This is a genomic window from Sphingomonas kyeonggiensis (genome assembly GCF_014196745.1).
Classification (GTDB): Bacteria; Pseudomonadota; Alphaproteobacteria; order Sphingomonadales; family Sphingomonadaceae; genus Sphingomonas; species Sphingomonas kyeonggiensis.
In genome coordinates, this window is the sequence record NZ_JACIEH010000001.1 from 741,125 (window position 1) to 765,556 (window position 24,432).

The window sequence follows — 24,432 nt, forward strand, 5'->3', positions numbered from 1 at the left end:
AATCCCCGCGACCCCTAACCCGATGTTTACCTCTCAAGCGCATAGCTGACCCTGATCCTGTACGGGTTGCCGCCGAGACGTTGGCGGCTTCCGACCCGGCGGGAAAAGGAGCTCGGTATGCGTTTCATCGGTTTCGGCAGGACTGTTCTGGCTCTCGGCATGGCGGCCGTGCTGGCCGCGTGCGGCGGGGGTGGCGGTCGTCCCGAGCTGCCGCCGGCCGCGGCGGTGGCCGGTCGCGAAGTGCCGAGCGACGAATATGTCATCGGGCCGATGGACCAGCTCCAGGTCTTCGTCTGGCGCAATCCCGAGCTGTCCTCGAAGGTACAGGTCCGCCCCGACGGCCGCATCACCGTGCCGCTGATCAGCGACATGCCGGCGGTGGGCAAGACCCCCGCGATGCTCGCGGACGACCTGAAATACGCGCTCAGCGAGTATATCAAGGATCCGATCGTCTCGGTGATCGTCGAGAATTTCAACGGCACCTACAGCCAGCAGATCCGCGTCGTGGGCGCGACCGAGAAGCCGGCATCGATCCCGTACCGCGCCAACATGACGGTGCTCGACGCGATGATCGCGGTCGGCGGGCTGAGCGAGTTCGCCGCGGGCAACCGCGCGCGGCTGGTGCGCTACGACCGGCAGACCGGCAAGCAGACCGAATACAAGGTCCGCCTGGGCGACCTGCTCAAGGACGGCGACATCCGGGCCAACGTCAAGCTCGAGCCGGGCGACGTGATCATCATTCCTACGAGCATGTTCTGAGGTAGCGCGGGTGGGGAACCTCTACGAAGAGCTGCGCGGCGCACTGCACGCGGTATGGCAGCGGCGCTGGATCGCGCTGGCGGTTGCCTGGTGCATCTGCCTGGCCGGCTGGCTGGTCGTGTCGCAGATGCCGAACAAGTATGAATCGCGCGCGCGCATCTTCGTGCAGCTGCGCCAGATCATCCCGACCGATGGCACCACGGCGCTCAACCAGCAGAAGGACCTCGACCGGATCCGCCAGACGCTGACCAGCGCGGTCAACCTGGAGAAGGTGGTGCGCGGCACCGACCTGGCGCGCACCGTGGCGACCGACCGCGACGTGGCGGACCGGGTGGCCGGGCTGCAGGCGGCGATCAAGCTGACCGCACAGCAGGACAATCTGTTCGAGATCGCGGTGACGGCGCCGAGCGGCAAGCTGGCCAGGCAGATCGCGCAGAAGCTGATCGACATCTTCGTCGAGACCAACCTTTCCGACAATCGCGACCAGTCGAGCCAGTCGCTCGACTTCATGGACCAGCAGCTGGCCGACCGGCAGAAGCAGCTGCAGGACGCCGACACCAAGCGCGCCGATTTCCAGGCGAAGTTCCTCGGCTCGCTGCCGGGGACCGGTTCGATCGAGGACCGCGTCTCGGCAGCGCGGACGCAGCTCGCCCAGATCCAGGGCGACCTGGCGGCGGCGCAATCGGGCCTGAACGTGGTGAACGCGCAGATGGCGGGTACGCCGGCCAGCGTCGCGGGTGCCGGTGGCGGCGCGGTGGCCGGCCCGGCCCGGGCGCGGCTCCAGGCGATCCAGGGCCAGATCGCCGATGCGCGGGCCAAGGGCTATACCGACAGCCATCCCGACATGATTGCGCTCAAGAACCAGCTCGCCGCGGCGCAGGGCGCGGCGGCGCGCGAGCCGCTGGTCGGCGGCGGTGCGGGCAGTGCCTCGAACCCGGTCTATATCGGGCTGCAGTCGATGCGGGCGGACAAGCAGGCGACCGTCGCCGCGCTGGTCCAGCGCAAGGCGCAGATCGAAGGCGACCTGAACGCGCTGAGCGCCAAGATGGCGGAAGCGCCGGGCGTGGCCGCCGAGCAGGGCGAGATCGAGCGGCAATATCAGGTGCTCAAGAGCCAGTACGACACGCTGCTCGCCCAGCGCGAGCAGATGAAGATCTCGAGCCAGGCGCAGAATGTCGCCGATGCCGACAAGTTCAACGTGGTCGATCCGCCGACCCAGCCGCGCGGGCCGACTTCGCCCAACCGGCCGATGCTGCTCACCGCGGTGCTGATCGCCGGGCTGGGCGCGGGCGTCGCGGCGGCCTTTGCGCTGGGCAAGCTGACCACGACCTTCGCGACCGCCGCCAAGCTGGAAAAGGCGAGCGGCATGCCGGTGATCGGATCGATCGGCGAAGTGGTGACCGCCACCCAGACCGCGATGCGGCGCAAGATGCTGACCCTGTTCGCCGGCGGCGTGGCGGCGCTTGCCGTCGCCTATGTCGGGCTGCTCGGCGTCGAATTCCTCCAGCGCGGCATGGGAGCCTGAGATGAACGACCAGACTCCGCGCCGGATGAAGGGGTCGCTGCTCGAACGGGCGGCGCCGTCCTTCCATTATGCGCCCGCGCCGGTCGAGGAGGCGTCCGCGGCGCCGGCCCCGAAGCCGGTGCAGAAGCGTGTTGAGACGCCCGTCGCACGGCCGATCATGCCGCCGGTGGCAGCGCCTGCGCCTGCGCCTGCTCCTGCTCCTGCTCCTGCTCCTGCTCCGGTGATCGTGCCTGAACCGGTGGTGGTGCCCGAACCGGCCCCGCAGCCCGAACCGGCTCCGGTTCCGGTGCAACAGGCGCCGGAACCCGTCGTCGTTCCCGAGCCCGTCTTCGTGCCGGCGCCCGAGCCGGTCGTGGAGCCGGTGCTTGCGCGCGGTGTCCCGGCCGAGCCGGAGCCCCAGATCGCGACCCCGCGCACTGGCATCCGCCATGTCGCGCCGATCGACCGGGACGTGCTCGAGCGCGGCGGGATGCTGATTCCCGGCTCGGCGATCGGGCCGCTGGCGGAGGAATTCCGCATGGTGAAGCGGCAGCTGCTGCTCACCGCCCGCGCCGTTGCCGCCAAGGATACCGCCAAGGCCGCCGACCGCGCCCGGATGATCCTGGTCTGCTCGGCCCAGCCGAGCGAGGGCAAGACCTTCTGCGCGATCAACCTCGCGCTCTCGATGGCGACCGAGAAGGATGTCGAGGTGCTGCTGGTCGATGCCGATTTCCCCAAGCCGGACGTGCTGCCGCGCCTCGGCCTGCCGAACGGCCCCGGGCTGCTCGACGTGCTGGCCGGATCGGTGGCGAACGTCGAGGACTGCATCATCGACACCGACATTCCGCAGCTTTCGGTGCTGCCGGCCGGCGCGCGCTCGATCAGCGACACCGAGCTGTTGGCGAGCGACCGGGCGCGGGCAGTGATCGACGGGCTGGCCGCAGCCAATCCGCGCCGCATCGTGATCTTCGATTCGCCGCCCGCGCTGGCGGCGTCGCCGGCTTCGGTGCTGGCGCTGCACGTGGGGCAGGTGATGCTCGTCGTGCGCGCCGACCGGACCAGCGAGAGCGACCTGCGCCAGGCGGTCAACACGCTCGACGGCTGCGAGCACATCCAGCTCGTGCTCAACTCGGTCTCGTTCCAACCCGGCGGTCGCCGGTTCGGCAGCTATTACGAATATGGGGAGGAAGGCCGGTGAAGCGGCTGATCATCTTGACCGGCATCGCGGCGGGGGCCGCGCTGCCGGCGCATGCGCAGCGGGTCCAGGTCACGCCCTATGTCGAGGCGAGCCAGGTGGTCGCGGCCGACCTGAACGGTGGCGACGTGCTGACCTATTCGACGCTGGGCGCGGGGATCGACGCATCGGTGCAGTCGCGCCGGGTCGAGGTGCAGGTGAGCTATCGCTACGAGCACCGGTTCGATTACCAGAACAAGCTCAACAACGACCATACGCATAGCGGCCTCGCCACGGTGAAGGCGACGGTGGCACCGGGCCTGACGCTCGAGGCGGGCGGCATCGCGACGCGCACCCGCTCGGACATCCGCGGCAATGTGCAGAACAGCCAGGTCGGCAATTTCAGCAATTCGGCCCAGGTCTTCTCGGGCTATGTCGGGCCGAGCCTGGCCACGCATCTGGGGCCGATGTTCGTCAACGGCGCCTATCGCTTCGGCTATACCAAGGTCGAGGCGCCGGGGCAGACCGGCGTGGCGCCCGGCCAGCCGCGGCTCGACTATTATGACGATTCCAAGGTGCATGTCGCGACCGCCAGCGTCGGCGTGAAGTCGGGCACGGTGCTGCCGGTGGGGATCACCGCCAGCGGCTCGTACACGCGCGAGGATGCCGGGCAGCTCGACCAGCGCTTCGAAGGCAAATGGGGCCGCGGCGACGTGGTGCTGCCGGTCCTGCGCGGCCTCGCGCTGGCGGGCGGCATCGGCTACGAGCAGATCAAGATCACCCAGCGCGACGCGCTGCTCAACGGCGCGGGCCAGCCGGTGGTCGATCGCAACGGCCGCTTCCAGACCGATCCCAATTCGCCGCGCCGCATCGCCTATGACCTGGACGGCGTGTTCTGGGACGCGGGCGTTATATGGAAGCCCAGCCGCCGGACCTTCCTCGAGGCGCGCGTCGGCCGGCGCTACGGCTCGATGAGCTATACCGGCTCGCTCAGCTATCAGGCGGGGCCGGGCAGCGGCATCCAGGTGGGCGTGTACGACACCGTCCAGACCTTCGGCCAGCAGCTCAACGGCCAGCTCTCGACGCTGCCGACCGCGCTGGCCAGCACCACCGATCCGTTCGGCAACCAGTTCTCGGGCTGCATCTATGGCACCACGGGCGCGGCGGCGGGCGGCTGCATGAACGGCGTGTTCGCCTCGGCGGCGACTTCGGCCTATCGCGCGCGGGGCGTGACCGCGGTGGCGGTGGCCGGCCGCGGCGGCACCCGCTTCGGCATCGGCGGCGGCTGGGCGCGGCGCGACTTCATCGCGCCGAGCAACGGCACCGCCTTCACCACCAACGGCACCAGCGACACCAGCATCTATGCCCAGGCCTTCGCATCGACCGATGTCGGCGCGAACGGCTCGCTCCAGGGCAGCATCCTCGGCAGCTATTACAATAGCGACCTGCCCGGGAATGATGGCATTTACGGTTGGGGAGCGAATGCTGCCTATACCCATCGTTTCGGACGATTGGGCGCGACTCTCTCGGGAGGCGTGTTCGGGTTCGAGCGGGATGGCGACAGCTCGGCCAGCGCCCAGGCGCTGCTGGGTCTGCGCTACGGTTTCTAAGCGTCGGGACGAAAACATGTACGACGATCATTACGGATTGACCGGTCGGCCCTTCCAGCTGACCCCGGATCCGAAATTCTGGTTCGATACCGCCACGCACCGCAAGGCGATGGCCTATCTCGGCTATGGGCTGAGCCAGGGCGAAGGCTTTGTGGTGATCACCGGCGATCCCGGCGTGGGCAAGACCACGCTGATGGGGCACCTGCTCGGCGAGATCGACCGCGAGCGGCTGAACGTCATCAAGATCGTCTCGACCCAGCTGCGCCCCGAGGACCTGCTGCGGCTGGTCTGCCAGGGGCTGGGGATCGACAGTTCGGGCCTGAACAAGGCCGAGATGCTGGGCGAGATCGAGCGCGGGCTGCACACGGTCGCGCGGAGCGGCCGCCGCACGCTGGTCGTCGTCGACGAGGCGCAGTCGCTGCCGATCGAGAGCCTGGAGGAGCTGCGCATGCTCTCCAACTTCCAGGCGGGCGGCTATCCGCTGCTGCAGATCTTCCTGCTCGGCCAGCCCGAATTCCGTCTCACCCTGAGCGACCCTCGTCTCGAACAGTTGCGCCAGCGGGTGATCGCGATGCACCATCTCGATCCGATGCAGGCGGACGAAGTCGAACCCTATCTGATCCACCGCCTGTCGTGCGTCGGCTGGCGGGGCAAGCCGCGCTTCACCAACGATGCGGTGGCGGCGATCCATCGCTGGTCGGGCGGAAGCCCGCGCCGGATCAACCAGCTCGCCAGTCGCGTGCTGCTGTTCGGTGCCGTCGAGGAGATGGAGACGTTCGGTGCCAACGAGCTGGCGGCGGTGATCGCCGACCTGAACGAGGATACGCCGGTTTCCGCCTATCGCCCTGCGCCGATCGCGACGCCGGCGGCCTTCGCGCCGCCGCCGCCCGCGCCGGTCGCCGAGCCCGAGCCCTATGAGCTGACCGACGTGGCGCCGATGGCGATGGGCGCGCCGGTGCCGCCGCCGCATCCGCAGCCGCATCCGTCGGACCCGGTGCCGCTGCGCCCGGCCTTTGCCGCGCACCCGCCGGTGCCCGCGCCGGCGAGCGACGACACGCTCCAGCGCCGCATCACCGACCTGGAGACGCAGCTGCGCGACCAGGACGAGGCGCTGCGCCGCGTCCTGGGCCTGCTGGTCGACTGGGTGGAGCAGGGCGAGTCGCAGGGGCGCCGGCCCGATTTGTCGGCAGTCCGCGGGAACGTGGCCTGATCCGATGGTCGTCAACGCCCTCTCGGTCGATGTCGAGGACTGGTTCCAGGTCTATGCCCTGGAGCGTGCAGTCGATCGCGACAATTGGGACTCGCTGGAGCACCGCGTCGCCCGCAACACCGAGGCGGTGCTCGAACTGTTCGGCGCGGCGGGCGTAAAGGGAACCTTCTTCACCCTGGGCTGGGTGGCGGACAGGCATCCCGGGCTGATGCGGCGCATCGTGGCAGAGGGGCATGAACTGGCCAGCCATGGCTGGGATCACCAGCGCGTCTACAACATGGGGGCCGAGCAGTTCCGTGCCGATGTGACGCGAACCAAGCAGGTGCTGGAAGACGCCGCGGGCGTGGAGATCCGGGGCTATCGTGCGCCGAGCTTCTCCTTCGATACGCGAACGCCCTGGGCGCATGAGGTGCTGGTCGAGACCGGCCATGCCTATTCCTCGAGCGTCGCACCATTGGCGCATGACCATTATGGCTGGCCCGATGCGCCCCGCCGGCTCTACCAGCCCGTACCGGGCGCCGATTTCCACGAGCTGCCGGTGACGATCGCCCGGGTGCTCGGGCGCAGCTTCGTGACCGGGGGCGGCTATTTCCGGCTGCTGCCCAGCATGATCACCGATCGGGCGATCCGGCGGGCCAACGCCGAGGATCGGCCGGCGATATTCTATTTCCACCCCTGGGAGATCGATCCGGGCCAGCCGCGCGTTCCCAACACGTCGCTGAAATCGCGGCTGCGCCACTATAGTCGTCTCGAGGCCATGGCCGGCAAGCTCGCCAAGCTGGTACGCGAGCACCGCTGGGACCGCGTCGATCGGGTGATCGAGGCGGGAACGTGCCCGCGCCCATGAACGCGCCTTTGCTCGCCAAGCCCGTCGCGCTCCGCATCGCCGATCTGGGCGACGAGATCGAGCGCGCCCGCATCGGCGCGTTCGTCCACGATCATCCCGAGGGCACGCCCTTCCATCTGCCCGCCTGGAGCGTCGCGGTGGCGCGGGGCTGCGGGCAGAAGAGCCATTATCTCGTCGCCGAGGACGCCAGGGGCGAGCTGACCGGCGTGATGCCGCTGACCGAGATCTATTCGCCGATCTTCGGCAAGGTGCTCGCCTCGGCCGGGTTCGGCGTGGGCGGGGGGATCCTGGCGCACGATCCGCGCATCGTCTCGCAGATGGCGGAGCATGCCTGGGCGCTGGCGCAGACGCTGAAATGCCCGGTGATGGAAGTGCGCGGCGGCCCGCTGCCGGGTCCGGAATGGAGCGTGGACGACACGCGCTATCTGGGCTTCGTGCGCGACCTCGCGGCGGACGACGACGCCCAGCTGCTCGCTATCCCGCGCAAGCAGCGCGCCGAGGTACGCAAGGCGCTGGAGACCGACCTGCAGATTTCGACCGGCTGTCACGCGGATGACGTGGCGGCCCATTATGCCGTCTATGCCGAGTCGGTCCGCAACCTTGGCACGCCCGTATTTCCCCGGAGTCTGTTTTCGGAGGTTCTGCGGGAATTTGGCAACTCGGCGGACGTGCTGGTCGTCCGTCACGACGGAGTGGCAGTGTCGAGCGTTCTGAGCCTGTACTGGAAGGGGATTGTGTATCCCTACTGGGGCGGCGGCACCCGCGCCGCGCGCGCGCTGCGCGCCAATGACCGCATGTATTTCGAGCTGATGCGCCACGCCCGGACAAAGGGCTGCAAGCGCTTCGACTTTGGCCGCTCCAAGGTCGGCACCGGGCCAGCGGCGTTCAAGAAGAACTGGGGATTCGAACCGAAGCCGCTCGCTTATTACGACCGGGTCGCGGAGGGCGCCAAGCCGCGCGATGCGAGCCCGGTGAACCCGAAATATTCGCTGCAGGTGCGCGTCTGGAGCAAGCTGCCCCTGTGGATCGCCAATCGCGCGGGTCCGCTGATCGCGAAGGGCCTTGGCTGATGGGCGATATCCTCTTCCTGGCGCACCGCGTGCCCTATCCGCCCGACCGGGGGGACAAGATCCGCGGCTTCCACGTCCTCAAATACCTGTCGACCAAGCAGCGGGTGCACCTGATCGCCTTCGCCGACGATCCCGCAGACCTGAAGCAGAAGAGCGGACTGACCAAGTACACCGGCAACCGCTCGATCGTGTGGCGCGCCAAGTCGCAGCTGGTCGCGGGCATCCAGGCGCTGGTCCAGCACCGGCCGGTCTCGCTGACTGCGTTCGACAATGACGCGCTGCGCCACTCGGTGGAGAACATCCTCCAGCGGCACCGGATCGACACGATCTACGTCTTCTCCAGCCAGATGGCGCAGTATCTGCCGCCGCGGCCCCGCCAGCGCGTGATCATGGATTTCGTCGACATGGATTCGGCGAAGTTCGCGGCTTACGCCAAGAGCTCGAAGGGCCCGATGGGCTGGATGCTCGGGCGCGAGGCACGAATGCTGCTCGCGCACGAAAAGGCGATCGCAGCGCGCGCCGATGCCAATCTGTTCGTCAGCGAGGCCGAGGCGGAGCTTTTCCGCCAGCGCACCGGCGCCGACCGGGTGCACGTGCTCGAGAACGGCATCGACACGGAATATTTCGACCCCGCGGCGACCTTCAAGCGCGTCGACGTGATGGGATCGACGATCGTCTTCACCGGCCAGATGGACTATCGCCCGAACATCGAGGGCGTGACCTGGTTCGTCGAGACGATCCTGCCGCACGTTCGCCTGGCGCATCCGGACGCCCGCTTCATGATCGTCGGCCGTAACCCGACCGATGCGGTGAAGGCGCTGGCCAAGCATCCGGGCGTGGCGGTGATCGGCGAAGTGCCCGACGTGCGCGGCTGGCTGGCCCAGGCCGCGGTGGTCGTGGCCCCCCTCAAGCTGGCGCGTGGTATCCAGAACAAGGTGCTCGAAGGCATGGCGATGGCGCGGCCGGTGGTCGTATCCGAGGCCGCCGCGACCGGCATCGATCATGGCGGCACGATCCTGGTCGGCGCGACCGTGGGCGAGATCGCCGAGCATGTGACGCGCCTGCTCGCGAACCGCGGCAAGGCCGCCGAGCTCGGCCAGTCGGCCCGGCAGCGGGTGATCGATCGCTATAGCTGGGAAGCCCGGCTGAGCCCGCTCGACGCGGTGCTCGGCGAGCCGCTGCGCCCGGCCAAGGATGCGCGGGTGTCGCGCGTCACCGACGTGCCGAAGAAGCCGCGGCGGGCGGCTTGAGCAATCTACATTCCGTCATCCCCGCGAAAGCGGGGACCCATCTCCTGCACGTGCAGCGGAATGCACCGGTGCGCACGGGGATGGGCCGGGAGATGGGCCCCCGCTTTCGCGGGGGTGACGAAAGGGACTGAAGACGTGGCCGAAGCCGTGATGCCCGCTGCCGCGACGCGAGCCACCGCAACCTTCGACGCGCGCTGGAAGCGGCATGCCGCGATCCTGGCGGCCGTGTGGGTGGCGCTGCTCGCGGTCTTCCACCGGGACACCGCCGACCTGGCGACGATCTACTGGACCAACACCACCTTCGGGCATTGCCTGTTCATCGCGCCGGTGATCGCCTGGCTGGTGTGGCAGCGCCGCGTGGAACTGAGCGAAGTCGCGCCGCAGGGCTGGTGGCCCGGCCTCGCCATCGTCGCGTGCGGCGGGCTCGGCTGGATGATCGGCGATGCCGCCGGCGTCGCGCTGTTCCGCCATGCCGGACTGGTGCTGATGCTGCAGGGCGCGGTGGTGAGCGTGCTCGGGCCGAACGTCGCCCGCGCGCTGCTCTTCCCGCTCTGCTACATGGCGTTCCTCGTGCCGTTCGGCGACTTCCTCGAAGGCCCGCTGCAGGACATCACGATCACGATGATCATGCCGATGCTCCATGCGTTCGGCGTGCCCGCCAGCGTGGACGGGGTGCTGATCACCACTTCCAATGGCTATTTCGAAGTGGCCGAGGCCTGTTCCGGCGCCAAGTTCGTCATCGCGATGATCGCGTTCGGGGTGCTGGTGGCGAATGTCTGTTACGTCTCGTGGCAGCGGCGGGCGGCGTTCATGGTCGCGGCGATCGTGGTGCCGATCCTCGCCAATGGCCTGCGCGCCTTCGGGACGATCTATGCGGCGTGGTGGACTTCGGTCGAGGCCGCGACCGGCTTCGACCACATCGTCTATGGCTGGGTGTTCTTCGCGATCGTGATGGCCGCGGTGCTGGCGATCGGCTGGAAATGGTTTGACCGTGATCCCGATGCGCGCTGGTTCGATCCTGCGAAGCTGCAGGCGGCGCCGGCGAAGCGCCTCGACGCCCCGATCGCGGCGGTGCTGGTATTGCTGGTGGCGAGCCTGTTCCTCGGCTGGTCGAGCCTCAACGATGCGCGTGCCTCGAAGCTGCCGGCGCAGATCGCCTTGCCCGAGGTGCCGGGCTGGCACCGCGTCCCCGCAGCGACCCGCGCGCCCTGGTCGCCCAATTATCCGGGGGCCGACCATGTGCTGGTCGGTCGCTATGCGGACGACAATGGCCGCAGCGTCGACCTGGCGGTGGCGGTCTATGCCACGCAGCACGAGGGACGCGAGCTGGTCGGCTTCGGCATCGGTGCGATCCGCGAGAATGACCGCTGGGTGAAGATCGAGGACCTGGGCCCGGTCCGCCGGGGTGCGGCCCTGCGGATGACCGGCCCGGGCCGTGTCGAGCGCGAGGTCGTCACCTGGTACCGGATCGGCGGCGTGCTGACCGGCAGCGAGAAGCGGGTGAAGCTGGAGACGCTCAAGACCAAGCTGCTCGGCGGCAACCAGGCCGGGGTGGCGGTGCTGCTCTCGGCCGAGCAGGGTGGCGACAAGGGCGCGCATGCGGCGATCCAGGATTTCCTGGGGGCGCTTGGTCCCGTCGAGGGGTTGGCCGATCGCATGACGGGTACGCGCTGATCTTGCCAATTTCCGTCATCCCGGCGAAAGCCGGGATCTCAGGCGAGGATGCGGGGAAAGAACCGCACGAGACCCCGGCTTTCGCCGGGGTGACGATTAGAGATTTGGGGGACGCCCGGTAGCATGTGCGGCATCGCTGGCCTTTACTATCCCGCCATCCCCAAGCCGGTCGACCCTGCGCGGATCGTGCAGATGACCGATGCGCTGGTGCATCGCGGGCCGGACGGTTCGGGCGTGTGGGCGACCGCGGGCGTCGGGCTGGGGCACCGCCGGCTGGCGATCATCGACCTGGAGGGCGGCGTGCAGCCGATGGCGACGCCGGACCAGGGCGTGGTCGTCACCTACAATGGCGAGATCTACAATTTCCAGGAGGTCCGCGCCGAGCTGGAGGCCAAGGGGGCGCGCTTCGCCACCGGCAGCGATACCGAGGTGCTGTTGCATGGCTGGCGGGCCTGGGGGCCGCGGATGCTCGACCGGCTGAACGGCATGTTCGCCTTCGCGCTCTATGATGCGAGCGCGCAGAGCCTGTTCCTGGCGCGCGACCGGTTCGGGGTGAAGCCGCTCCATTATGCCGAGCTGTCGGATGGGGCAGTGGCCTTCGCCTCGGAGCTGAAGGGCCTGCTCGCGCACCCGCTGTTCCGCCGCACGCCGGACTTCAAGGCGGTCGAGGACTATCTCGGGCTCGGTTACGTGCCCGACGACACGTCGATCCTCGCCGGCGTGAAGAAGCTGCCTGCCGGGCATTTCCTGCTGCTCGAGCGCGGCAAGCCGGTGCCGCGGCCGCAACGCTGGTGGGACATCGATTTCTCGAAGCGCGCGACGGGCAAGGTGCGCGATCTCGAGGCCGAACTGCTCGACATGATGCGCAGCGCCGTGCGCGCGCGGATGATCGCCGATGTGCCGCTGGGTGCGTTCCTTTCGGGTGGCGTCGACAGCTCGGCGGTGGTCGCGCTGATGGCAGAAGCGAGCAAGGCGGCGGTGAAGACCTGCACGATCGGCTTCGACGAGGCCGATCATGACGAGACGGCGTACGCCCAGATGGTCGCCGAGCGCTTCGCCACCGCGCACCGGACGCGCAAGGTCGCGGCGGACGATTTCGCGCTGATCGATACGCTGGTCGATGCGTTCGACGAGCCTTTTGCCGACGCCTCTGCGCTGCCGACCTACCGGGTGTGCGAGCTGGCGCGCGAGAGCGTGACGGTGGCGCTGTCGGGTGACGGCGCGGACGAGGCGATGGCGGGCTATCGCCGCTACAAGTTCTTCGCTGCCGAGGAGCGCGCGCGCTCGCTGCTGCCGCAGGAGCTGCGTACGAGCCTGTTCGGCACGCTCGGGCGGCTCTATCCCAAGGCCGACTGGGCGCCGCGCCCGTTCCGGGCCAAGACGACCTTGCTCGCGCTCGCCGAGAATGGCGAGCATGCCTATCCCAAGGCGGTAGGCGTCACCGGGCCGGCGCTGCGGAACGCGCTTTACTCGGACGCGATGCGGAAGGCGCTGGCCGGGCACACGGCCGAACAGCGCTATACCGACACGATGCGCCAGGCGCCGGCGCGCGATGGGCTCGACCGGGCGCAATATGCCGATATCCAGCACTGGCTGCCGGGCGACATCCTCACCAAGGTCGACCGCGCGAGCATGGCGGTGAGCCTGGAGGCGCGCGAGCCGTTGCTCGATTACCGGCTGGTCCAGTTCATGGCGACGCTGCCGCCGTCGCTCCGGATCAAGGCAGGGCAGGGCAAGTGGCTGATGAAGAAGGCGCTGGAGCCCTATCTGCCCAAGGACGTGCTCTACCGGCCCAAGATGGGCTTCGTGACGCCGATCAGCGCCTGGTTCCGCAAGGCCCTGGCGGACGAAGCGGCGGGGCTGGGCCGATCGAAGCTGCTCCAGAGCACCGGCTGGTTCGACCTCCACGCGATCGAGAAGCTCGCGGCGGACCACAAGGCCGGGCGGGCCGAGCATGGCCGCACGCTGTGGCAGCTGCTGATGCTCGAGCGGAGCCTGAACCGGCTGTTCGGGTAGATTTCCTTCTCCCTCTGGGAGAAGGAGGGGCCCGCCGCCGAAGGCGGTGGGAGGATGAGGGCAGCAGGGCAGGAATCGATTGGTCGACCCTCACCCTCACTCTCCCAAAGGGAGAGGGGTTTAACGTTGCAGTACCGCCAGCCCCGCGTGCAGCGTCATCGCCACCAGCACCAGCGTCGAGAGCAGGAACAGAACGAAGCGGAACGCGACCCGGTTGATGGTCGACTGGATCAGGCTGTGGCCGATGCGCAGCAGCACATAGGCCCAGGCGAGCCACAGGTTGAGCCCATGCCCCTGACCGAGCAGCGCGAGCGTGAGCGCGACCGCGTAGAAGAGGGTCGGCTGCTCATGGAGATGGTTGTAGTTGTGCGCCTTCCACTGCGCCGCGGCGGGCAGGATCTTGTCGGCGTCCGAACCCCTGGCGCCGACCAGCTTGTTCAGGTCGATACCGGCCTTGCTCATCGCCGGGATGCGCAGGACGAGCATCCAGACCAGCATCACCAGGGTCCAGGCCACGAGCGCCACCACCGGCGCCAGGATTTCGCTGTGCATTGCAGTCCCCCTCCACTGCGTTCGATGGAAGAGAGGCTGCCGCAATCAGTTCGGAAATGCAACTAAACGGGCGCGAGCAGGCTTTCGAGCAGCAGATGCGTCGAGCGGCGCAGCGCCGCTTCGTCCTGCGCCGGCCAGACCGCGTTGCGGCAGAGCACGCCCATAACATGCGCCTGGACCAGCCAGCCCACCGCTTCGGCATCCACGCCTGTACGGGCCTTGCCGGCGGCGATGAGGCCGCGGACCGCCGCCTCGACCGCATGGCGCAGCCGTTCGAGATTGGCGGTGTTGCGTTCGCGCAGCCCGGAATCGCCGGCACTGGCGGCAGTCACCTCGATGCCGAAGCGCGCGTTCGCAGGCGGCAGGGCAGGGGCGATCTGGCGCTCGAACACCGAATCCGCCAGTGCCGCGATGCCGGTGTCCTCGATCGGGCCGAGCTCGGCGGAGAGCATGTCGGTGACCGCGTGGATCAGCGCCTCCTTGCTCGGGAAATGGCTGTAGAATGCGCCCTTGCTGATCCCGGCGTTGGCGCAGACGTCGTCGACCGACATGGCCAGCAGCCCGCGTTCGAAAAGGCAACGCGCGGCGGCTTCGAGAATGTGCATGCGGCGTTTGGCGGCCGTCGCTTCGGTCAGACGGGGCATTCAACTCTCACTGATGCGTTGACCATGACTGCACCGGGATTGCTGCCGGCATGTTGCAGCGCAGGAGCGCATAGGAGGCTGGGAGGTTCGTTTTCCCAAGGCGGGACAGTTTTGGCGGAGCCTATGGGCCGAACAGGGCCGGCGGGCCAGGGCAGGCGGGAACCTGCCTCGCGGCCAGCCTCATTTTCTCCGATCCAGCAGAAAGTCGCGAAGACGCAGCAAGCTGGCGCGTGCCGCACCACCATGTTCGGCCAAATTTCGCCGTGCCTTGGCTTCCTTGCGCGCCTGTGCCTGGGGATGGTCCGGGATAGCATCGCGGAGACGCTGCGCGGTGAGGGGCGGGGCGGTGGGGTCGAGTACCAGCCAGGGTTGCGCGCGCAGCCACTGGTAGAGCGTGTCGGCGAGTTTGCCGTCGCGCTTCTCGATCTCCCAGAAGCGATCGTCGAACGGATGGAAGAGCGCGCGCGCGGCTTCTTCCTCCTCTGCTTCGTAGAGGTCCGTCAACTGCTCGTCATTGGCGATCAGGAACTGGGTGAAATCGTCGATCAGCGCCTTGCGGTCGTCCAGTCCGAGCCGGCCGAAGAACCGCGAGGCGCGTGGCCAGGCTTCGAGTTCATCGCCGATGTCGAAACAGGCTTCGTGCCCGCCATTGTTCCACTCGCCATAATATCGCATGACGTCGAAGAAGTCGCCGGCGCCTTCGGGAAGCTCTTCGGAGCGATAGCCGGCCTCCCGCATCGCAATGCCGACATATATCTCGACCCAGTTGCACAGGTTATAGGGATGCTCGTCATCGAGTTCGGCGGACGAGATCCGGATTTCGGCGATTCGCGTGCTTTCCATGTATAGATGCATGACCGGCCATGCCGGCTTGTTCAACGGCCAAAAGAAAAGGGCGGCCGGGGATGTCCCCGCCGCCCTGTTTCTCATCCGATCGTCAGGCGATCAGGCGAACAGCTTCGCCCAGCCGCGCTTGACGCGCTCGCGCCAGTGGCCGCGGTGATAGGCGTCCGACGCCAGCAGCGGCATGACCGAGCCCGCTTCCGCGAACACCATCTGCTCGATGCCGGTGTTGACCTTGCCCCACGACGCCGCCTCCTGGAGGGTCGAGGACGAGCAGGCACCGTCGCGCACGTCGGCGACGGTGATCTGCACGGCGTACTTGTGCACTTCGACGTCCTCATGGCCGAGGATCTCGGCGCAGACGACGGTGTCCTGGATGAAGTTCTTCGGCACGCCGCCGCCGATCATCAGCAGGCCGGTGGTGCCTGCCTGGATCTTGATCTCGGTGAGCTCGCGGAAGTCGGCGATCGCGTCGAGCAGCAGGTAGGGCTTGCCTTCCTTGGCGCGGTCCACCTGGTGCTTGACCAGGCCGAAGCCGGCCGACGAGTCGACGAATGCCGGGCAGAAGATCGGCACGTCATGCTCGTATGCGAGCTTGACCAGGCTGTTGTCCTTCTTGCCGTGCTCGACGAGATACTTGCCCATCTCGCGGATGAAGGCGCGCGACGAATAGGCCTTGGGCTCGAGCGTCTCGGCGATCTCGAAGATCGTGTGGTCGACGTTCTGGAGCGCTTCCTCGTCGATGTACGTGTCGTAGATACGGTCGATGTAGAGCGAGCGCAGCGTGTCGTCGTCAGGGATCTCGAGCGCCTGATAGTGCTTGTGGCCAAGGCCCTCGAAGAAATCCATGTCGACGATGGTGGCGCCGGTGGCGACGATCACGTCGACCATGTTGTTGCGCACCAGCTCGGCATAGAGGTCCATGCAGCCGCCGGCCGAGGTCGAGCCGGCGATCACCAGGACGACGGTGCAGTCCTTGTCGGCCAGCATCTCGTTGTAGATCTTGGTGGCGCGGCCGAGGTCGCGGCTGGTGAAGCTCATATCGGCCATCGCATCGACGATCGGACGCGCATCGAACGACGTGATGTCGATGTGCTTGACCTGCTTCGACAGCAGTTCCGCCTTGCGGGTGTCGTTGATCGGGGCGTTGGCGCTCGCCTGCTTGTTGAGCGTGGTGGTGTCGGTCATGGGATCTCCCATATTCTTGCCATGCCGCCGTCATTCAAAGGGGACGCGGTAACCCGATATTCGGGGCCCTTAGACCCCGGAAACACATCCGTCATCCCCGCGCAGGCAGTGCCTGTGCGGGGATGACGGTTTAAAGCGTTGCGACGTTACAGCTTGACGACGTTCCAGGCCGGCTGGCGTTCCGTGAGCTCGACATACATCGAAGCCATCGGCTCGTCGGTCACGACAACGGTCGCGTCCGTGCCGAAGCCGTTGAACGCGGTGCGCATCGCCGAGCCATAGGCGCCCAGCATGCCGATCTCGAAATAGTCGCCCGAACGGGTGTCGGCCGGCAGAAGGAACGGGCCCTTCATGTAATCGAGATCGTCGCAGGTCGGGCCGTAGAAGCTGAACTCGACGTCCTTGGCGTTCGATTCCGGCTCGCGCAGCAGCTCGACCGGGAACTTCCAGTCGATGTGCGCGGCATCGAACAGCGCGCCATAGGCGCCGTCGTTGATGTACAGCTCCGCGCCGCGGCGACGCTCGACGCGCACCACGATCGAGCTGTACTCGGCGCACAGCGCACGGCCCGGCTCGGCCCAGAGCTCGGCCGAATAGGAGATCGGCAGGCTCTCGAACGCGCGGTGGATCGCATCGAAATAATGCTCGAGCGGCGGCGGGGTCATGCCCGGATAGGTCGACGGGAAGCCGCCGCCGACGTCGATGACGTCCACGGTGACGGCCGACTCGACGATTGCCGCGCGCACGCGCTCCATCGCGTTCGAATAGGCTTCCGGCGACATCGCCTGCGATCCGACATGGAAGCAGATGCCCAGCGCGTCGGCGACCTGGCGGGTCTCGAACAGCAGCTTGGCGGCTTCGCCCGGGCCGGCGCCGAACTTCGACGCGAGGCTCAGCTTCGAATGGTCCGACGAGACGCGCAGGCGCACGCAGAGCGTCAGGTCGCTCGCGGCCACGCCGTCACGGCTGGTGGCGCGGACGATCTTCTCCAGCTCCTCGAGGCTGTCGAGCGAGAAGGTGCGGACACCATGCGTGAAGTACGCCTCTTCGATCGCTTCCTCGGCCTTGACCGGGTGCATGAAGCAGAGCGTGGCTTCGGGCAGCGTGCGCGCGACCAGGCGCACTTCGCCGATCGACGCCACGTCATAGGTGGTGATGCCGTTGTCCCACAGGATCTGCAGCAGTTCGGGCGAGGGATTCGCCTTCACGGCATACATTGCCTTGCCCGGGAACTTCTCGACGAAGAACCGAGCCGCCCGAGCCGCAGCGTGCGGACGGACGAGCGTGACCGGCTGAACCGGACCCTGCTTAGCGATGTCGATGCCGGTCACGGAGGAGCCGGCGGTCGAGAGGGGCGCTAACCCCAGCGCGCGATGATGCTTGTGCAACTCAAGGGACCTCCAAGTGCCTTACGGCGATCGTTGACAAAAGCTGCCTTGCGGTTGGAAGTCCCATGGGGCAGCGGAAGGCGGCACATAAGGACGTTGGACCGGGGTGTAAAGTGATTCGGGGTCCGGATTTCTACGGCGGGGGTGAAAAGTGACAATTGTGCGACAGCCAACGCGGGCAGGGGTGCGGGACGCCGCCGCCAAGATCGCTAGCATCCTGCCGCAAACCCCTTTGTTCGTTCGGGAAATTCATGGTGTGCCGGTCTGCTTCAAGGCCGAGTGCCTGCAGCCGATCGGGGCGTTCAAGATCCGCGGCGCTTGGCATCGACTCACCGCTCTGGACGACGAAGTGCGCGAGCGGGGCGTCGTCGCCTTCTCGTCGGGCAATCATGCCCAGGGAGTCGCCTGGGCGGCGAAGAAGCTCGGCATCCCCGCGGTGATCGTGATGCCGGCCGACGCACCCAAGGTGAAGCGCGACGCGACGCTGGCGATGGGGGCGGAGATCGTCACCTATGACCGGATGACTGAGAGCCGTGAGAAAATCGCGGCGCATCTCGCCCATGCCCGGGGCGCGACTCTGGTGCCGAGCTTCGACGATCCCTGGATCATCGAGGGGCAGGGCAGTGCCGGGATCGAGGCGATGACCCAGATCGTCGAGGCACGACTGCCCGATCCGCTGAACGTGCTCGTGCCGTGCGGGGGCGGCGGGCTGGCATCGGGCATCGCGCTGGCGCTGCCCGACTCGGAGATCGTCACGGTCGAACCCGAAGGCTGGGACGATATGCGCCTGAGCCTGGAGGCGGGCTGGATCGAGCCGGTGGGCGAGAATCCGCCGCCGACCGCCTGCGATGCATTGCAGACGACGCGGGTATCGCCGCTGACTTTCGACGTGCTCTCGCGGCGCGGGGCCACGGGCCTGGCGGTGAGCGAGGCGGAGATCCGTACGGCGCAGCGCTGGGCCGCGGCCAAGCTGCGCGTGGTGATGGAGCCGGGCGGCGCGGTGGCGCTGGCTGCGCTGCTGGCGGGGAAGGTGGATTTCAGGCCGGGCTTGCTCGTCCTCCTTTCCGGAGGCAATGCCGATCCCGATGCCTATGCCCAAGTCCTTGCCGGGAAAGATTGATCCGGTGTCGAATCGCTTCGGATCCGTGATCGCCAATGTGCTGAGCGTCGGCACGCGAGGGCTCGGCTATTTCCTGTGGGGCCTGCTGCGCATCGTCTATCGCGGCGACCTCAAGATGATCGCGCTGTTCGGCGGGGTGATCGGCGCGATCGCGCTCGTCATCTGGCTGATCGCCCGCTGATGCCCGATCCCAGCCTCGAGCCGCTCTGGCTCAGCATCGCGGTGCTGGCGATGGGCGCACTGGTCTGGGGCGGCTGGAAGCAGTTCCGGGCCGACCGGACCAAGGCGATCCTGATGTGGGTCTGCGCGGTGGTGATCCTGGGCAATCTGTTGATCCTGCGGATCTGATCCGGCTGCGACATCTCGTTACACAAGATCGTTGGACGCTCCCATGGCCGCCACATATCCTCGGCGCCTCGGTTCGATGAGGTGTGCGATGCGCAAGGTCCTGATCCTGCTTCCGTTGCTGCTCGCCGGAATGCCCGCACTCGCCCAGTCGGTGCCGCCGCATGAGATCGCCTATGGCGCGACCCAGCTCCAGAAGCTCGACTTCCACAAGGGCGTCAGCGCCGGTGCACCACTGGTCGTGTTCGTCCATGGCGGCGGCTGGAAGCGCGGCGACAAGGGCAATGCCACCGGGGACGAGAAGGTCGCGCATTTCACCGGGCGCGGCTTCGCCTTTGCCAGCGTCAACTATCGGCTAGTGCCCGGGGTAACAGTGGAGCAGCAGGCGCAGGATGTCGCCGATGCGCTCGGCTATCTGGTGCAACATGCCCGCGAGCTGGGCTTCGATCCCGGTAAGGTCGTGCTGATGGGGCACAGTGCGGGTGCGCATCTCGCTGCGCTGGTCGCCACCGATCCCGCCTATCTGCGCAAGGCCGGCTGGGATCTGGAGCGGCTCGCCGGGGTCGTGCTGCTCGACGGTGCGGCATATGACGTGCCCGCGCAGATGGCCGATGGTCCGCGGGTCATGGGCGGAACCTATCAAGCCGCGTTCGGTAGCGATCCGGCACGACAGCGAGTCTTGTCGCCGACGCTGCAGGCCGGGTCACCGAATGCACGGGACTTCCTGATCCTGCACGTGCAGCGCGAGGACGGCGCTCGCCAGTCCGAGGCGCTGGGCCGTGCGCTCGAGGCGGCGGGCGCGCATGTGACGGTGCAGGGCCTGGAGGGCCGGGGGCTGCGGGGTCACATGGCGATCAACCGCCAGCTCGGGCATCCCGGCTATCCGGCGACGGCGGTGGTGGATCGCTGGATCGACGGGGTGCTGGCGCGCTGAGCATTGGCGAGCGGCGTGCGAGCCCCTAGATGGGCGCCATGTCGCTTATCGCCGAACTCCACTACGACGCGTCCGACTTCGACGTGATCCGTCCGGGCACCCATGTCGTCTGCGCCGTCAGCGGGGAGCCCATTCCGCTCGACCAGCTCAAATATTGGAGCGCTGAGTTCCAGGAAGCCTATCGAAGCGCGCAGGAGGCGACTGCCGCGATCCTGGCGGGCGGGGCGAAGAATTTGAAGAAATAGGCGGTCGTTTCGCCACAGCCATTCCGGCCCACAGCCGTCATTCAGCCCACGGCCGTCATCCCGGCGAAAGCCGGGATCTCAGGCGAAGGCGCGGCACAAGAGCCGCAAACCCAAACCGTCATCCCCGCGAAAGCGGGGACCCATCTCCCGGACTATCCAACAACGCACCGGTCGTACTTGCCGATCGCGCACGAGATGGGCCCCCGCTTTCGCGGGGGTGACGAAGCTATAGGATGGCGGGAAGGCTCAGCGGATCGGCGAGTTCGGGTCGAGCCGCATGTCCAGATATTTGTCCACGCTCTTCATCAGGTCGTCCATTTCGTTCTCGAAGAAATGGTTCGCGCCCGGGATGGTATCGTGGTGGATGGTGATGTGCTTCTGGGTGCGCAGCTTGTCGACCAGCTTCTGGACGGCGCCCGGCGTGACCACCTCGTCATTCTCGCCCTGGATGATGATGCCCGAGGACGGGCAGGGGGCGAGGAAGGTGAAGTCGAACATGTTCGCCGGCGGGGCGACCGAGATGAAGCCGCGGATCTCCGGGCGGCGCATCAGCAGCTGCATGCCGATCCAGGCACCGAAGCCGAAGCCGGCGACCCAGGTCGAGCTGGCTTCCGGGTGGAAGCTCTGCACCCAGTCGAGCGCCGAGGCAGCGTCGGACAGCTCGCCGATGCCGTTGTCGAAGGTGCCCTGGCTCTTGCCGACTCCGCGGAAGTTGAAGCGGAGCGTCGCGAAGCCGCGGCGCTGGAAGGTCTTGTAGAGCTCCTGGACGATGCGGTTGTTCATCGTGCCGCCCGCATTGGGGTGCGGGTGGAGGATCATGGCGACCGGCGCGCGCGGCTTGGGCGCGGGGGCGAAGCGGCCTTCGAGGCGGCCTTCGGGGCCGGGGAAAATGACTTCGGGCAAGGCGGGTCCCTGTAGAATTGGAGGCGCGCAGTGGAGCGCGGTGCGTTGGGCGCTATATAGGCACCGCGCCGTCTTACGCAATTATTACGAGAGCAACTTGCCCGATCGCATCTATCTCGATCACGCCGCGACCACTTCGATGCTGCCGGAAGCGCTTGCCGCCGTGGCGGAGGGGATGCGCCACTGGGCCAATCCCAGCTCTCCCCATGCCGAGGGGCGTGCCGCGCGCGCCGCGCTGGAAAGGGCCCGGTCGGACGTGGCCGCCGCCTATGGCTGGGCGCACGAGCTGATCTTCACCAGCGGGGCGAGCGAATCGCTGCACATGGCGCTGACCCGATCGATGGCGCCGCGCCGGCTGATCAGCGCAGTCGAACATGATTCGGTGCTGCGCCATGCCGAGGGCGCCCAGGTGCTGCCGGTGGATGCCGACGGCATACTGGACCTCGACGCGCTCAAGGCGGCGCTCGCCGAGGGGCCGCGCGCGCTGGTCGGCATCCAATGGGCGAACAGCGAGACGGGGGTGCGCCAGCCGGTCGCCGAGATCGCCAGCATCGTGCGGGCGGCCGACGGCATATTGCTGGTCGATGCCGCGCAGATGCCCGCGCACGCGGATGGGGAAGTGCTGCGACACGGCGACCTCGTCGCGGTCTCGGCGCACAAGCGCGGCGGTCCGCCGGGGATCGGCGCGCTGCTGGTCCGCGATTTCGGCACGCTGCTGCCGATGGGCGGGCAGGAAAAGGGCTATCGTGCGGGGACGGAGAACCTGCCCGGCGCGCTCGGCTATGCCGCGGCCGCGTCGGTGCCCGAGGACCTGGTGCGCATGGCGGCGCTGCGGGCCCGGCTGGAGGCTGTGGTGCTGGCGGAGGGTGGCGAAGTGGTCGGCGCCAATCGTCCGCGCAGCCCGTTGATCGGGGCCTATCGCATGCCGGGCACCTCCTCTGCCGCGCAGCTGATCCGCTTCGATCTGGCCGGCATTTCGGTTTCGGCGGGCAGCGCCTGCTCCTCCGGCAGCATGCGGCCCAGCCATGTGCTGACCGCGATGGGCTGGCAGGAACCCGCCCTGCGCGAGGTGGTGCGGGTTAGCTTCGGGCGGAATACCACCGAAGCCGAGGTGGACAGCTTCACGACGCTCTGGCGTCAGATCGCGATCGAGGCCAGAAACAGGGCTGCATGACCTATCTCGATTATCAGGCGACCACGCCGCTCGCCCCCGAGGCGCTGGCCGCCATGCTGCCGCTGTTAGAGGCCAACTTCGCCAATCCGCATTCCGCGCATGCCCCGGGCCGCGCGGCCAGGGCCGCGGTGGAGGTTGCGCGCGACGAAGTCGCCGGGCTGCTCCCACCCGGCGGCACGGTCAGCTTCACCAGCGGCGCGACCGAGGCGATCAACTGGGCGATCAAGGGCAGCACCGGCGGGATCGTGACGATCGCCACCGAGCATGCCGCGGTGCTCGACACGGTGGCGGCGGAAGCGCGCAAGGGCAGGGCGGTGACCGTGCTGCCGGTCGGCCCCGAGGGGCTGGTCGATCTCGCCGCCGCGCGGGAGGCGATCAGGCCGGGCGTGGGCCTGGTCGCGGCGATGCTGGTCAACAACGAGATCGGGGTGATCCAGCCGGTCGAGGAACTCGCCCATCTCGCGCATCAGGCGGGCGCGCTGTTCCTCTGCGACGCGGTGCAGGGTTATGGCCGGGTGCTGATTCCCGATGGCTGCGACCTGATCGCGGTCTCGGCGCACAAGATTCACGGCCCCAAGGGCGTCGGCGCCCTGTGGATCCGCGACGGGGTGACGATCGAGCCGCTGCTCCACGGCGGCGGACAGGAGCCGGCCGGGCGCTCGGGCACGCTCTCGCCGGCGCTGTGCGCGGGGTTCGGGGCGGCGGCGAAGCTCGCCAAGCAGCGCTTCGGCGCCGATCACGCCCATGCCGAGCAGCTCTATCGCGCGGCGCTCAACCGGATCGCAGGCGACTGGACGCTCAACGGTGCGCAGGAGGATCGTTATCGGGGCAACCTCAACCTGCGCCATGACGGGCTCGACGTCGCGCGGCTGATGTCCGACCTGCGCGACATCGCCTTCTCGGCGGGCTCGGCCTGTGCGAGCGGATCGGGGCGGCCGAGCCATGTGCTGGCGGCGATCGGGCTCAGCGATGCCGAGGCGCGCTCCAGCATCCGCATCGGCTATGGCCGCTATACCAGCGAGGACGAGCTGCTCCACGCGATCGACCGGATCGTCTCGGCTGCCCGCCTGCAGAGCCGCGCCGCATGATCCGCGTCACCTTCGTCAGCGCCGACGGGATGGATCGGCACGAAGTCGAGGCGGAGGATGGCCTGCGCCTGCTCGAAGTCGGTCAGAACGACGGCCAGCCGCTGGAAGGCACGTGCGAGGGGCAGATGGCCTGCTCGACCTGCCACGTGATCGTCGATCCGGAATATTTCCCGCTTCTGCCCCGCGCGGCGGAGGAAGAGGAGGACATGCTCGACCTGGCGGTGGGCGCGGTGCGGACCAGCCGGCTGGCCTGCCAGATCCTGCTCACGCCGGAGCTGGACGGGCTGGTCGTGCGGATGCCGGCCGGGCACCGCGACATGCAGGGTCGCTAGAGCGTCAGCGCGTAGAAGCGCGTGTCGACCATCATCCGGGGGAAGGTGGGCGGCAGCAGCGCCGGGTCGATCGGCTGGAAGCCGTTGCGCGCGTAGAAGCGGTGCGCGGCCAGGAAGCGGTCGGCGGTGCCCAGATAGATGCGGGACAGGCCCCGCTTCCGGGCGTGGTCGAGCAACGTGCCGAGCAGCGCGCGGGCCACGCCGCGGGCGCCGCGATAGGCCGGATGGACGAACATCTTGCGCAGGGCCGCCGCGCCTTCGCCAATGTCCCTGAGCGCGATCGTGCCGGCCATTTCGCCGTCCGGTGCCCGGGCGACCCAGAAATCGCCGGCGTCGCGCTGATAGAATTCGGGGATCTCCTGGAGGTCGGGCTGGTCTTCCGCGGTAATCGCGATGCCGAACTCCTCATTCTGGATCGAGACGATCAGCGCGGCCACGCCGCCCTGATCGGCGGGGTCGAAACGCCGTATTGCTACCTTGTCCATCGCTGCCGGCTAGCACCCCGGGACGGAGGAGGCGACGGTGGATGGTCCCATCGCCAGATTTAACACATTGCGGCAAC

The 24,432-nt window shown here is 67.9% G+C and carries 25 protein-coding genes; 18 read left to right on the forward strand and 7 right to left on the reverse strand.

Annotated elements, in window-relative coordinates; genetic code table 11:
- The first annotated feature begins 159 nt into the window (after window positions 1–159).
- The 10 genes from GGR46_RS03610 (at window position 160) to GGR46_RS03655 (ending at window position 13,114) form a co-directional block, all read left to right on the forward strand.
- Window positions 160–759, forward strand: a complete 600-nt coding sequence (locus GGR46_RS03610; RefSeq protein WP_425506540.1) for an XrtA/PEP-CTERM system exopolysaccharide export protein — start codon at window positions 160–162, stop codon at window positions 757–759.
- Window positions 760–769: 10 nt separating this feature from the next.
- The gene (locus GGR46_RS03615) at window positions 770–2,284 is read left to right on the forward strand and encodes an XrtA system polysaccharide chain length determinant (RefSeq protein ID WP_183994624.1); all 1,515 of its coding nucleotides are present in this window, start codon (window positions 770–772) and stop codon (window positions 2,282–2,284) included.
- Between the two features lies 1 nt (window position 2,285).
- On the forward strand, window positions 2,286–3,461 hold the full coding sequence (locus tag GGR46_RS03620; protein ID WP_183994625.1) for an AAA family ATPase: 1,176 nt from the start codon (window positions 2,286–2,288) through the stop codon (window positions 3,459–3,461).
- Window positions 3,458–5,047, forward strand: coding sequence for a hypothetical protein (locus tag GGR46_RS03625; protein WP_343057980.1), 1,590 nt, complete (start codon window positions 3,458–3,460; stop codon window positions 5,045–5,047). The genes GGR46_RS03620 and GGR46_RS03625 overlap by 4 nt, the downstream gene beginning before the upstream one ends.
- 16 nt (window positions 5,048–5,063) lie before the next feature.
- Entirely contained in the window at window positions 5,064–6,257 is a 1,194-nt protein-coding gene (locus GGR46_RS03630; RefSeq protein ID WP_183994627.1) for an XrtA/PEP-CTERM system-associated ATPase, read from the forward strand.
- Window positions 6,258–6,261: 4 nt separating this feature from the next.
- Complete coding sequence (locus tag GGR46_RS03635) at window positions 6,262–7,104, forward strand: XrtA system polysaccharide deacetylase (RefSeq protein ID WP_183994629.1); 843 nt, start codon at window positions 6,262–6,264, stop codon at window positions 7,102–7,104.
- Window positions 7,101–8,174, forward strand: coding sequence for a FemAB family XrtA/PEP-CTERM system-associated protein (locus tag GGR46_RS03640; RefSeq protein ID WP_183994631.1), 1,074 nt, complete (start codon window positions 7,101–7,103; stop codon window positions 8,172–8,174). Before GGR46_RS03635 ends, GGR46_RS03640 begins: the two co-directional genes overlap by 4 nt.
- The gene (locus tag GGR46_RS03645; protein WP_183994633.1) at window positions 8,174–9,424 is read left to right on the forward strand and encodes a TIGR03087 family PEP-CTERM/XrtA system glycosyltransferase; all 1,251 of its coding nucleotides are present in this window, start codon (window positions 8,174–8,176) and stop codon (window positions 9,422–9,424) included. Before GGR46_RS03640 ends, GGR46_RS03645 begins: the two co-directional genes overlap by 1 nt.
- A gap of 150 nt (window positions 9,425–9,574) precedes the next feature.
- Window positions 9,575–11,098 carry an exosortase A gene (gene xrtA, locus GGR46_RS03650; RefSeq protein WP_183996704.1) on the forward strand — a complete coding sequence of 508 codons (1,524 nt, stop codon included), beginning with the start codon at window positions 9,575–9,577 and terminating at the stop codon, window positions 11,096–11,098.
- Between the two features lie 123 nt (window positions 11,099–11,221).
- Window positions 11,222–13,114, forward strand: a complete 1,893-nt coding sequence (locus GGR46_RS03655; protein WP_183994635.1) for an XrtA/PEP-CTERM system amidotransferase — start codon at window positions 11,222–11,224, stop codon at window positions 13,112–13,114.
- A gap of 120 nt (window positions 13,115–13,234) precedes the next feature.
- Here the strand turns inward: GGR46_RS03655 and GGR46_RS03660 are convergent, their stop codons facing one another.
- From GGR46_RS03660 to GGR46_RS03680, 5 genes are all read right to left on the reverse strand, one after another.
- Window positions 13,235–13,666 carry an MAPEG family protein gene (locus tag GGR46_RS03660; RefSeq protein ID WP_183994637.1) on the reverse strand — a complete coding sequence of 144 codons (432 nt, stop codon included), beginning with the start codon at window positions 13,664–13,666 and terminating at the stop codon, window positions 13,235–13,237.
- A gap of 62 nt (window positions 13,667–13,728) precedes the next feature.
- Window positions 13,729–14,310, reverse strand: coding sequence for a TetR/AcrR family transcriptional regulator (locus GGR46_RS03665; protein ID WP_183994639.1), 582 nt, complete (start codon window positions 14,308–14,310; stop codon window positions 13,729–13,731).
- Window positions 14,311–14,490: 180 nt separating this feature from the next.
- A complete protein-coding gene (locus GGR46_RS03670; protein WP_183994641.1) occupies window positions 14,491–15,153 on the reverse strand; it encodes a DMP19 family protein in 663 nt (220 codons plus the stop codon).
- A 102-nt stretch (window positions 15,154–15,255) separates the two neighbouring features.
- On the reverse strand, window positions 15,256–16,341 hold the full coding sequence (locus GGR46_RS03675; protein ID WP_183994643.1) for a 1,9-bis(guanidino)-5-aza-nonane synthase: 1,086 nt from the start codon (window positions 16,339–16,341) through the stop codon (window positions 15,256–15,258).
- A gap of 146 nt (window positions 16,342–16,487) precedes the next feature.
- Window positions 16,488–17,729, reverse strand: a complete 1,242-nt coding sequence (locus GGR46_RS03680; RefSeq protein ID WP_183994645.1) for a type III PLP-dependent enzyme — start codon at window positions 17,727–17,729, stop codon at window positions 16,488–16,490.
- Window positions 17,730–17,913: 184 nt separating this feature from the next.
- On the opposite strand from GGR46_RS03680, the gene GGR46_RS03685 reads away from it, so the two are divergent.
- The 5 genes from GGR46_RS03685 (at window position 17,914) to GGR46_RS03705 (ending at window position 20,373) form a co-directional block, all read left to right on the forward strand.
- Window positions 17,914–18,849, forward strand: a complete 936-nt coding sequence (locus tag GGR46_RS03685) for a threonine ammonia-lyase (RefSeq protein ID WP_425506516.1) — start codon at window positions 17,914–17,916, stop codon at window positions 18,847–18,849.
- 4 nt (window positions 18,850–18,853) lie between these two features.
- Complete coding sequence (locus tag GGR46_RS03690) at window positions 18,854–19,030, forward strand: hypothetical protein (protein ID WP_246426022.1); 177 nt, start codon at window positions 18,854–18,856, stop codon at window positions 19,028–19,030.
- On the forward strand, window positions 19,030–19,197 hold the full coding sequence (locus GGR46_RS03695; protein ID WP_183994649.1) for a hypothetical protein: 168 nt from the start codon (window positions 19,030–19,032) through the stop codon (window positions 19,195–19,197). Before GGR46_RS03690 ends, GGR46_RS03695 begins: the two co-directional genes overlap by 1 nt.
- A gap of 88 nt (window positions 19,198–19,285) precedes the next feature.
- Window positions 19,286–20,128: an alpha/beta hydrolase gene (locus GGR46_RS03700; protein ID WP_183994651.1), complete on the forward strand. Its 843-nt coding sequence runs from the start codon at window positions 19,286–19,288 to the stop codon at window positions 20,126–20,128.
- 38 nt (window positions 20,129–20,166) lie between these two features.
- Window positions 20,167–20,373, forward strand: coding sequence for a DUF2093 domain-containing protein (locus GGR46_RS03705; protein WP_425506517.1), 207 nt, complete (start codon window positions 20,167–20,169; stop codon window positions 20,371–20,373).
- 246 nt (window positions 20,374–20,619) lie between these two features.
- Here GGR46_RS03705 and GGR46_RS03710 read toward each other — a convergent pair whose 3' ends face one another.
- On the reverse strand, window positions 20,620–21,276 hold the full coding sequence (locus GGR46_RS03710; protein ID WP_116840586.1) for an alpha/beta hydrolase: 657 nt from the start codon (window positions 21,274–21,276) through the stop codon (window positions 20,620–20,622).
- 97 nt (window positions 21,277–21,373) lie between these two features.
- Between GGR46_RS03710 and GGR46_RS03715 the strand changes: the two genes are divergently transcribed.
- Genes GGR46_RS03715 through GGR46_RS03725 form a run of 3 tightly spaced genes read left to right on the forward strand, consistent with a single transcriptional unit; the run spans window position 21,374 to window position 23,870 of the window.
- Entirely contained in the window at window positions 21,374–22,450 is a 1,077-nt protein-coding gene (locus GGR46_RS03715) for a cysteine desulfurase family protein (protein WP_246425886.1), read from the forward strand.
- The gene (locus GGR46_RS03720; RefSeq protein WP_183994657.1) at window positions 22,447–23,538 is read left to right on the forward strand and encodes a cysteine desulfurase family protein; all 1,092 of its coding nucleotides are present in this window, start codon (window positions 22,447–22,449) and stop codon (window positions 23,536–23,538) included. Before GGR46_RS03715 ends, GGR46_RS03720 begins: the two co-directional genes overlap by 4 nt.
- The gene (locus tag GGR46_RS03725; protein ID WP_183994659.1) at window positions 23,535–23,870 is read left to right on the forward strand and encodes a 2Fe-2S iron-sulfur cluster-binding protein; all 336 of its coding nucleotides are present in this window, start codon (window positions 23,535–23,537) and stop codon (window positions 23,868–23,870) included. Before GGR46_RS03720 ends, GGR46_RS03725 begins: the two co-directional genes overlap by 4 nt.
- Here GGR46_RS03725 and GGR46_RS03730 read toward each other — a convergent pair.
- Entirely contained in the window at window positions 23,867–24,355 is a 489-nt protein-coding gene (locus tag GGR46_RS03730; RefSeq protein ID WP_183994661.1) for a GNAT family N-acetyltransferase, read from the reverse strand. The genes GGR46_RS03725 and GGR46_RS03730 overlap by 4 nt on opposite strands.
- Between the last annotated feature and the right edge of the window lie 77 nt (window positions 24,356–24,432).

Excerpts from the sequence above, each read along its gene's own strand:
- GGR46_RS03675 (WP_183994643.1), bottom strand. The coding sequence starts at position 16,341 with ATGACCGACACCACCACGCTCAACAAGCAGGCGAGCGCCAACGCCCCG.
- GGR46_RS03730 (WP_183994661.1), bottom strand. The coding sequence starts at position 24,355 with ATGGACAAGGTAGCAATACGGCGTTTCGACCCCGCCGATCAGGGCGGC.
- GGR46_RS03705 (WP_425506517.1), top strand. The coding sequence starts at position 20,167 with ATGTCGCTTATCGCCGAACTCCACTACGACGCGTCCGACTTCGACGTG.
- GGR46_RS03700 (WP_183994651.1), top strand. The coding sequence starts at position 19,286 with ATGCGCAAGGTCCTGATCCTGCTTCCGTTGCTGCTCGCCGGAATGCCC.
- GGR46_RS03635 (WP_183994629.1), top strand. The coding sequence starts at position 6,262 with ATGGTCGTCAACGCCCTCTCGGTCGATGTCGAGGACTGGTTCCAGGTC.
- GGR46_RS03670 (WP_183994641.1), bottom strand. The coding sequence starts at position 15,153 with ATGGAAAGCACGCGAATCGCCGAAATCCGGATCTCGTCCGCCGAACTC.
- GGR46_RS03610 (WP_425506540.1), top strand. The coding sequence starts at position 160 with ATGGCGGCCGTGCTGGCCGCGTGCGGCGGGGGTGGCGGTCGTCCCGAG.
- GGR46_RS03695 (WP_183994649.1), top strand. The coding sequence starts at position 19,030 with ATGCCCGATCCCAGCCTCGAGCCGCTCTGGCTCAGCATCGCGGTGCTG.
- GGR46_RS03725 (WP_183994659.1), top strand. The coding sequence starts at position 23,535 with ATGATCCGCGTCACCTTCGTCAGCGCCGACGGGATGGATCGGCACGAA.
- GGR46_RS03665 (WP_183994639.1), bottom strand. The coding sequence starts at position 14,310 with ATGCCCCGTCTGACCGAAGCGACGGCCGCCAAACGCCGCATGCACATT.
- GGR46_RS03655 (WP_183994635.1), top strand. The coding sequence starts at position 11,222 with ATGTGCGGCATCGCTGGCCTTTACTATCCCGCCATCCCCAAGCCGGTC.
- GGR46_RS03620 (WP_183994625.1), top strand. The coding sequence starts at position 2,286 with ATGAACGACCAGACTCCGCGCCGGATGAAGGGGTCGCTGCTCGAACGG.
- GGR46_RS03630 (WP_183994627.1), top strand. The coding sequence starts at position 5,064 with ATGTACGACGATCATTACGGATTGACCGGTCGGCCCTTCCAGCTGACC.
- xrtA (WP_183996704.1), top strand. The coding sequence starts at position 9,575 with ATGCCCGCTGCCGCGACGCGAGCCACCGCAACCTTCGACGCGCGCTGG.
- GGR46_RS03640 (WP_183994631.1), top strand. The coding sequence starts at position 7,101 with ATGAACGCGCCTTTGCTCGCCAAGCCCGTCGCGCTCCGCATCGCCGAT.
- GGR46_RS03660 (WP_183994637.1), bottom strand. The coding sequence starts at position 13,666 with ATGCACAGCGAAATCCTGGCGCCGGTGGTGGCGCTCGTGGCCTGGACC.
- GGR46_RS03645 (WP_183994633.1), top strand. The coding sequence starts at position 8,174 with ATGGGCGATATCCTCTTCCTGGCGCACCGCGTGCCCTATCCGCCCGAC.
- GGR46_RS03720 (WP_183994657.1), top strand. The coding sequence starts at position 22,447 with ATGACCTATCTCGATTATCAGGCGACCACGCCGCTCGCCCCCGAGGCG.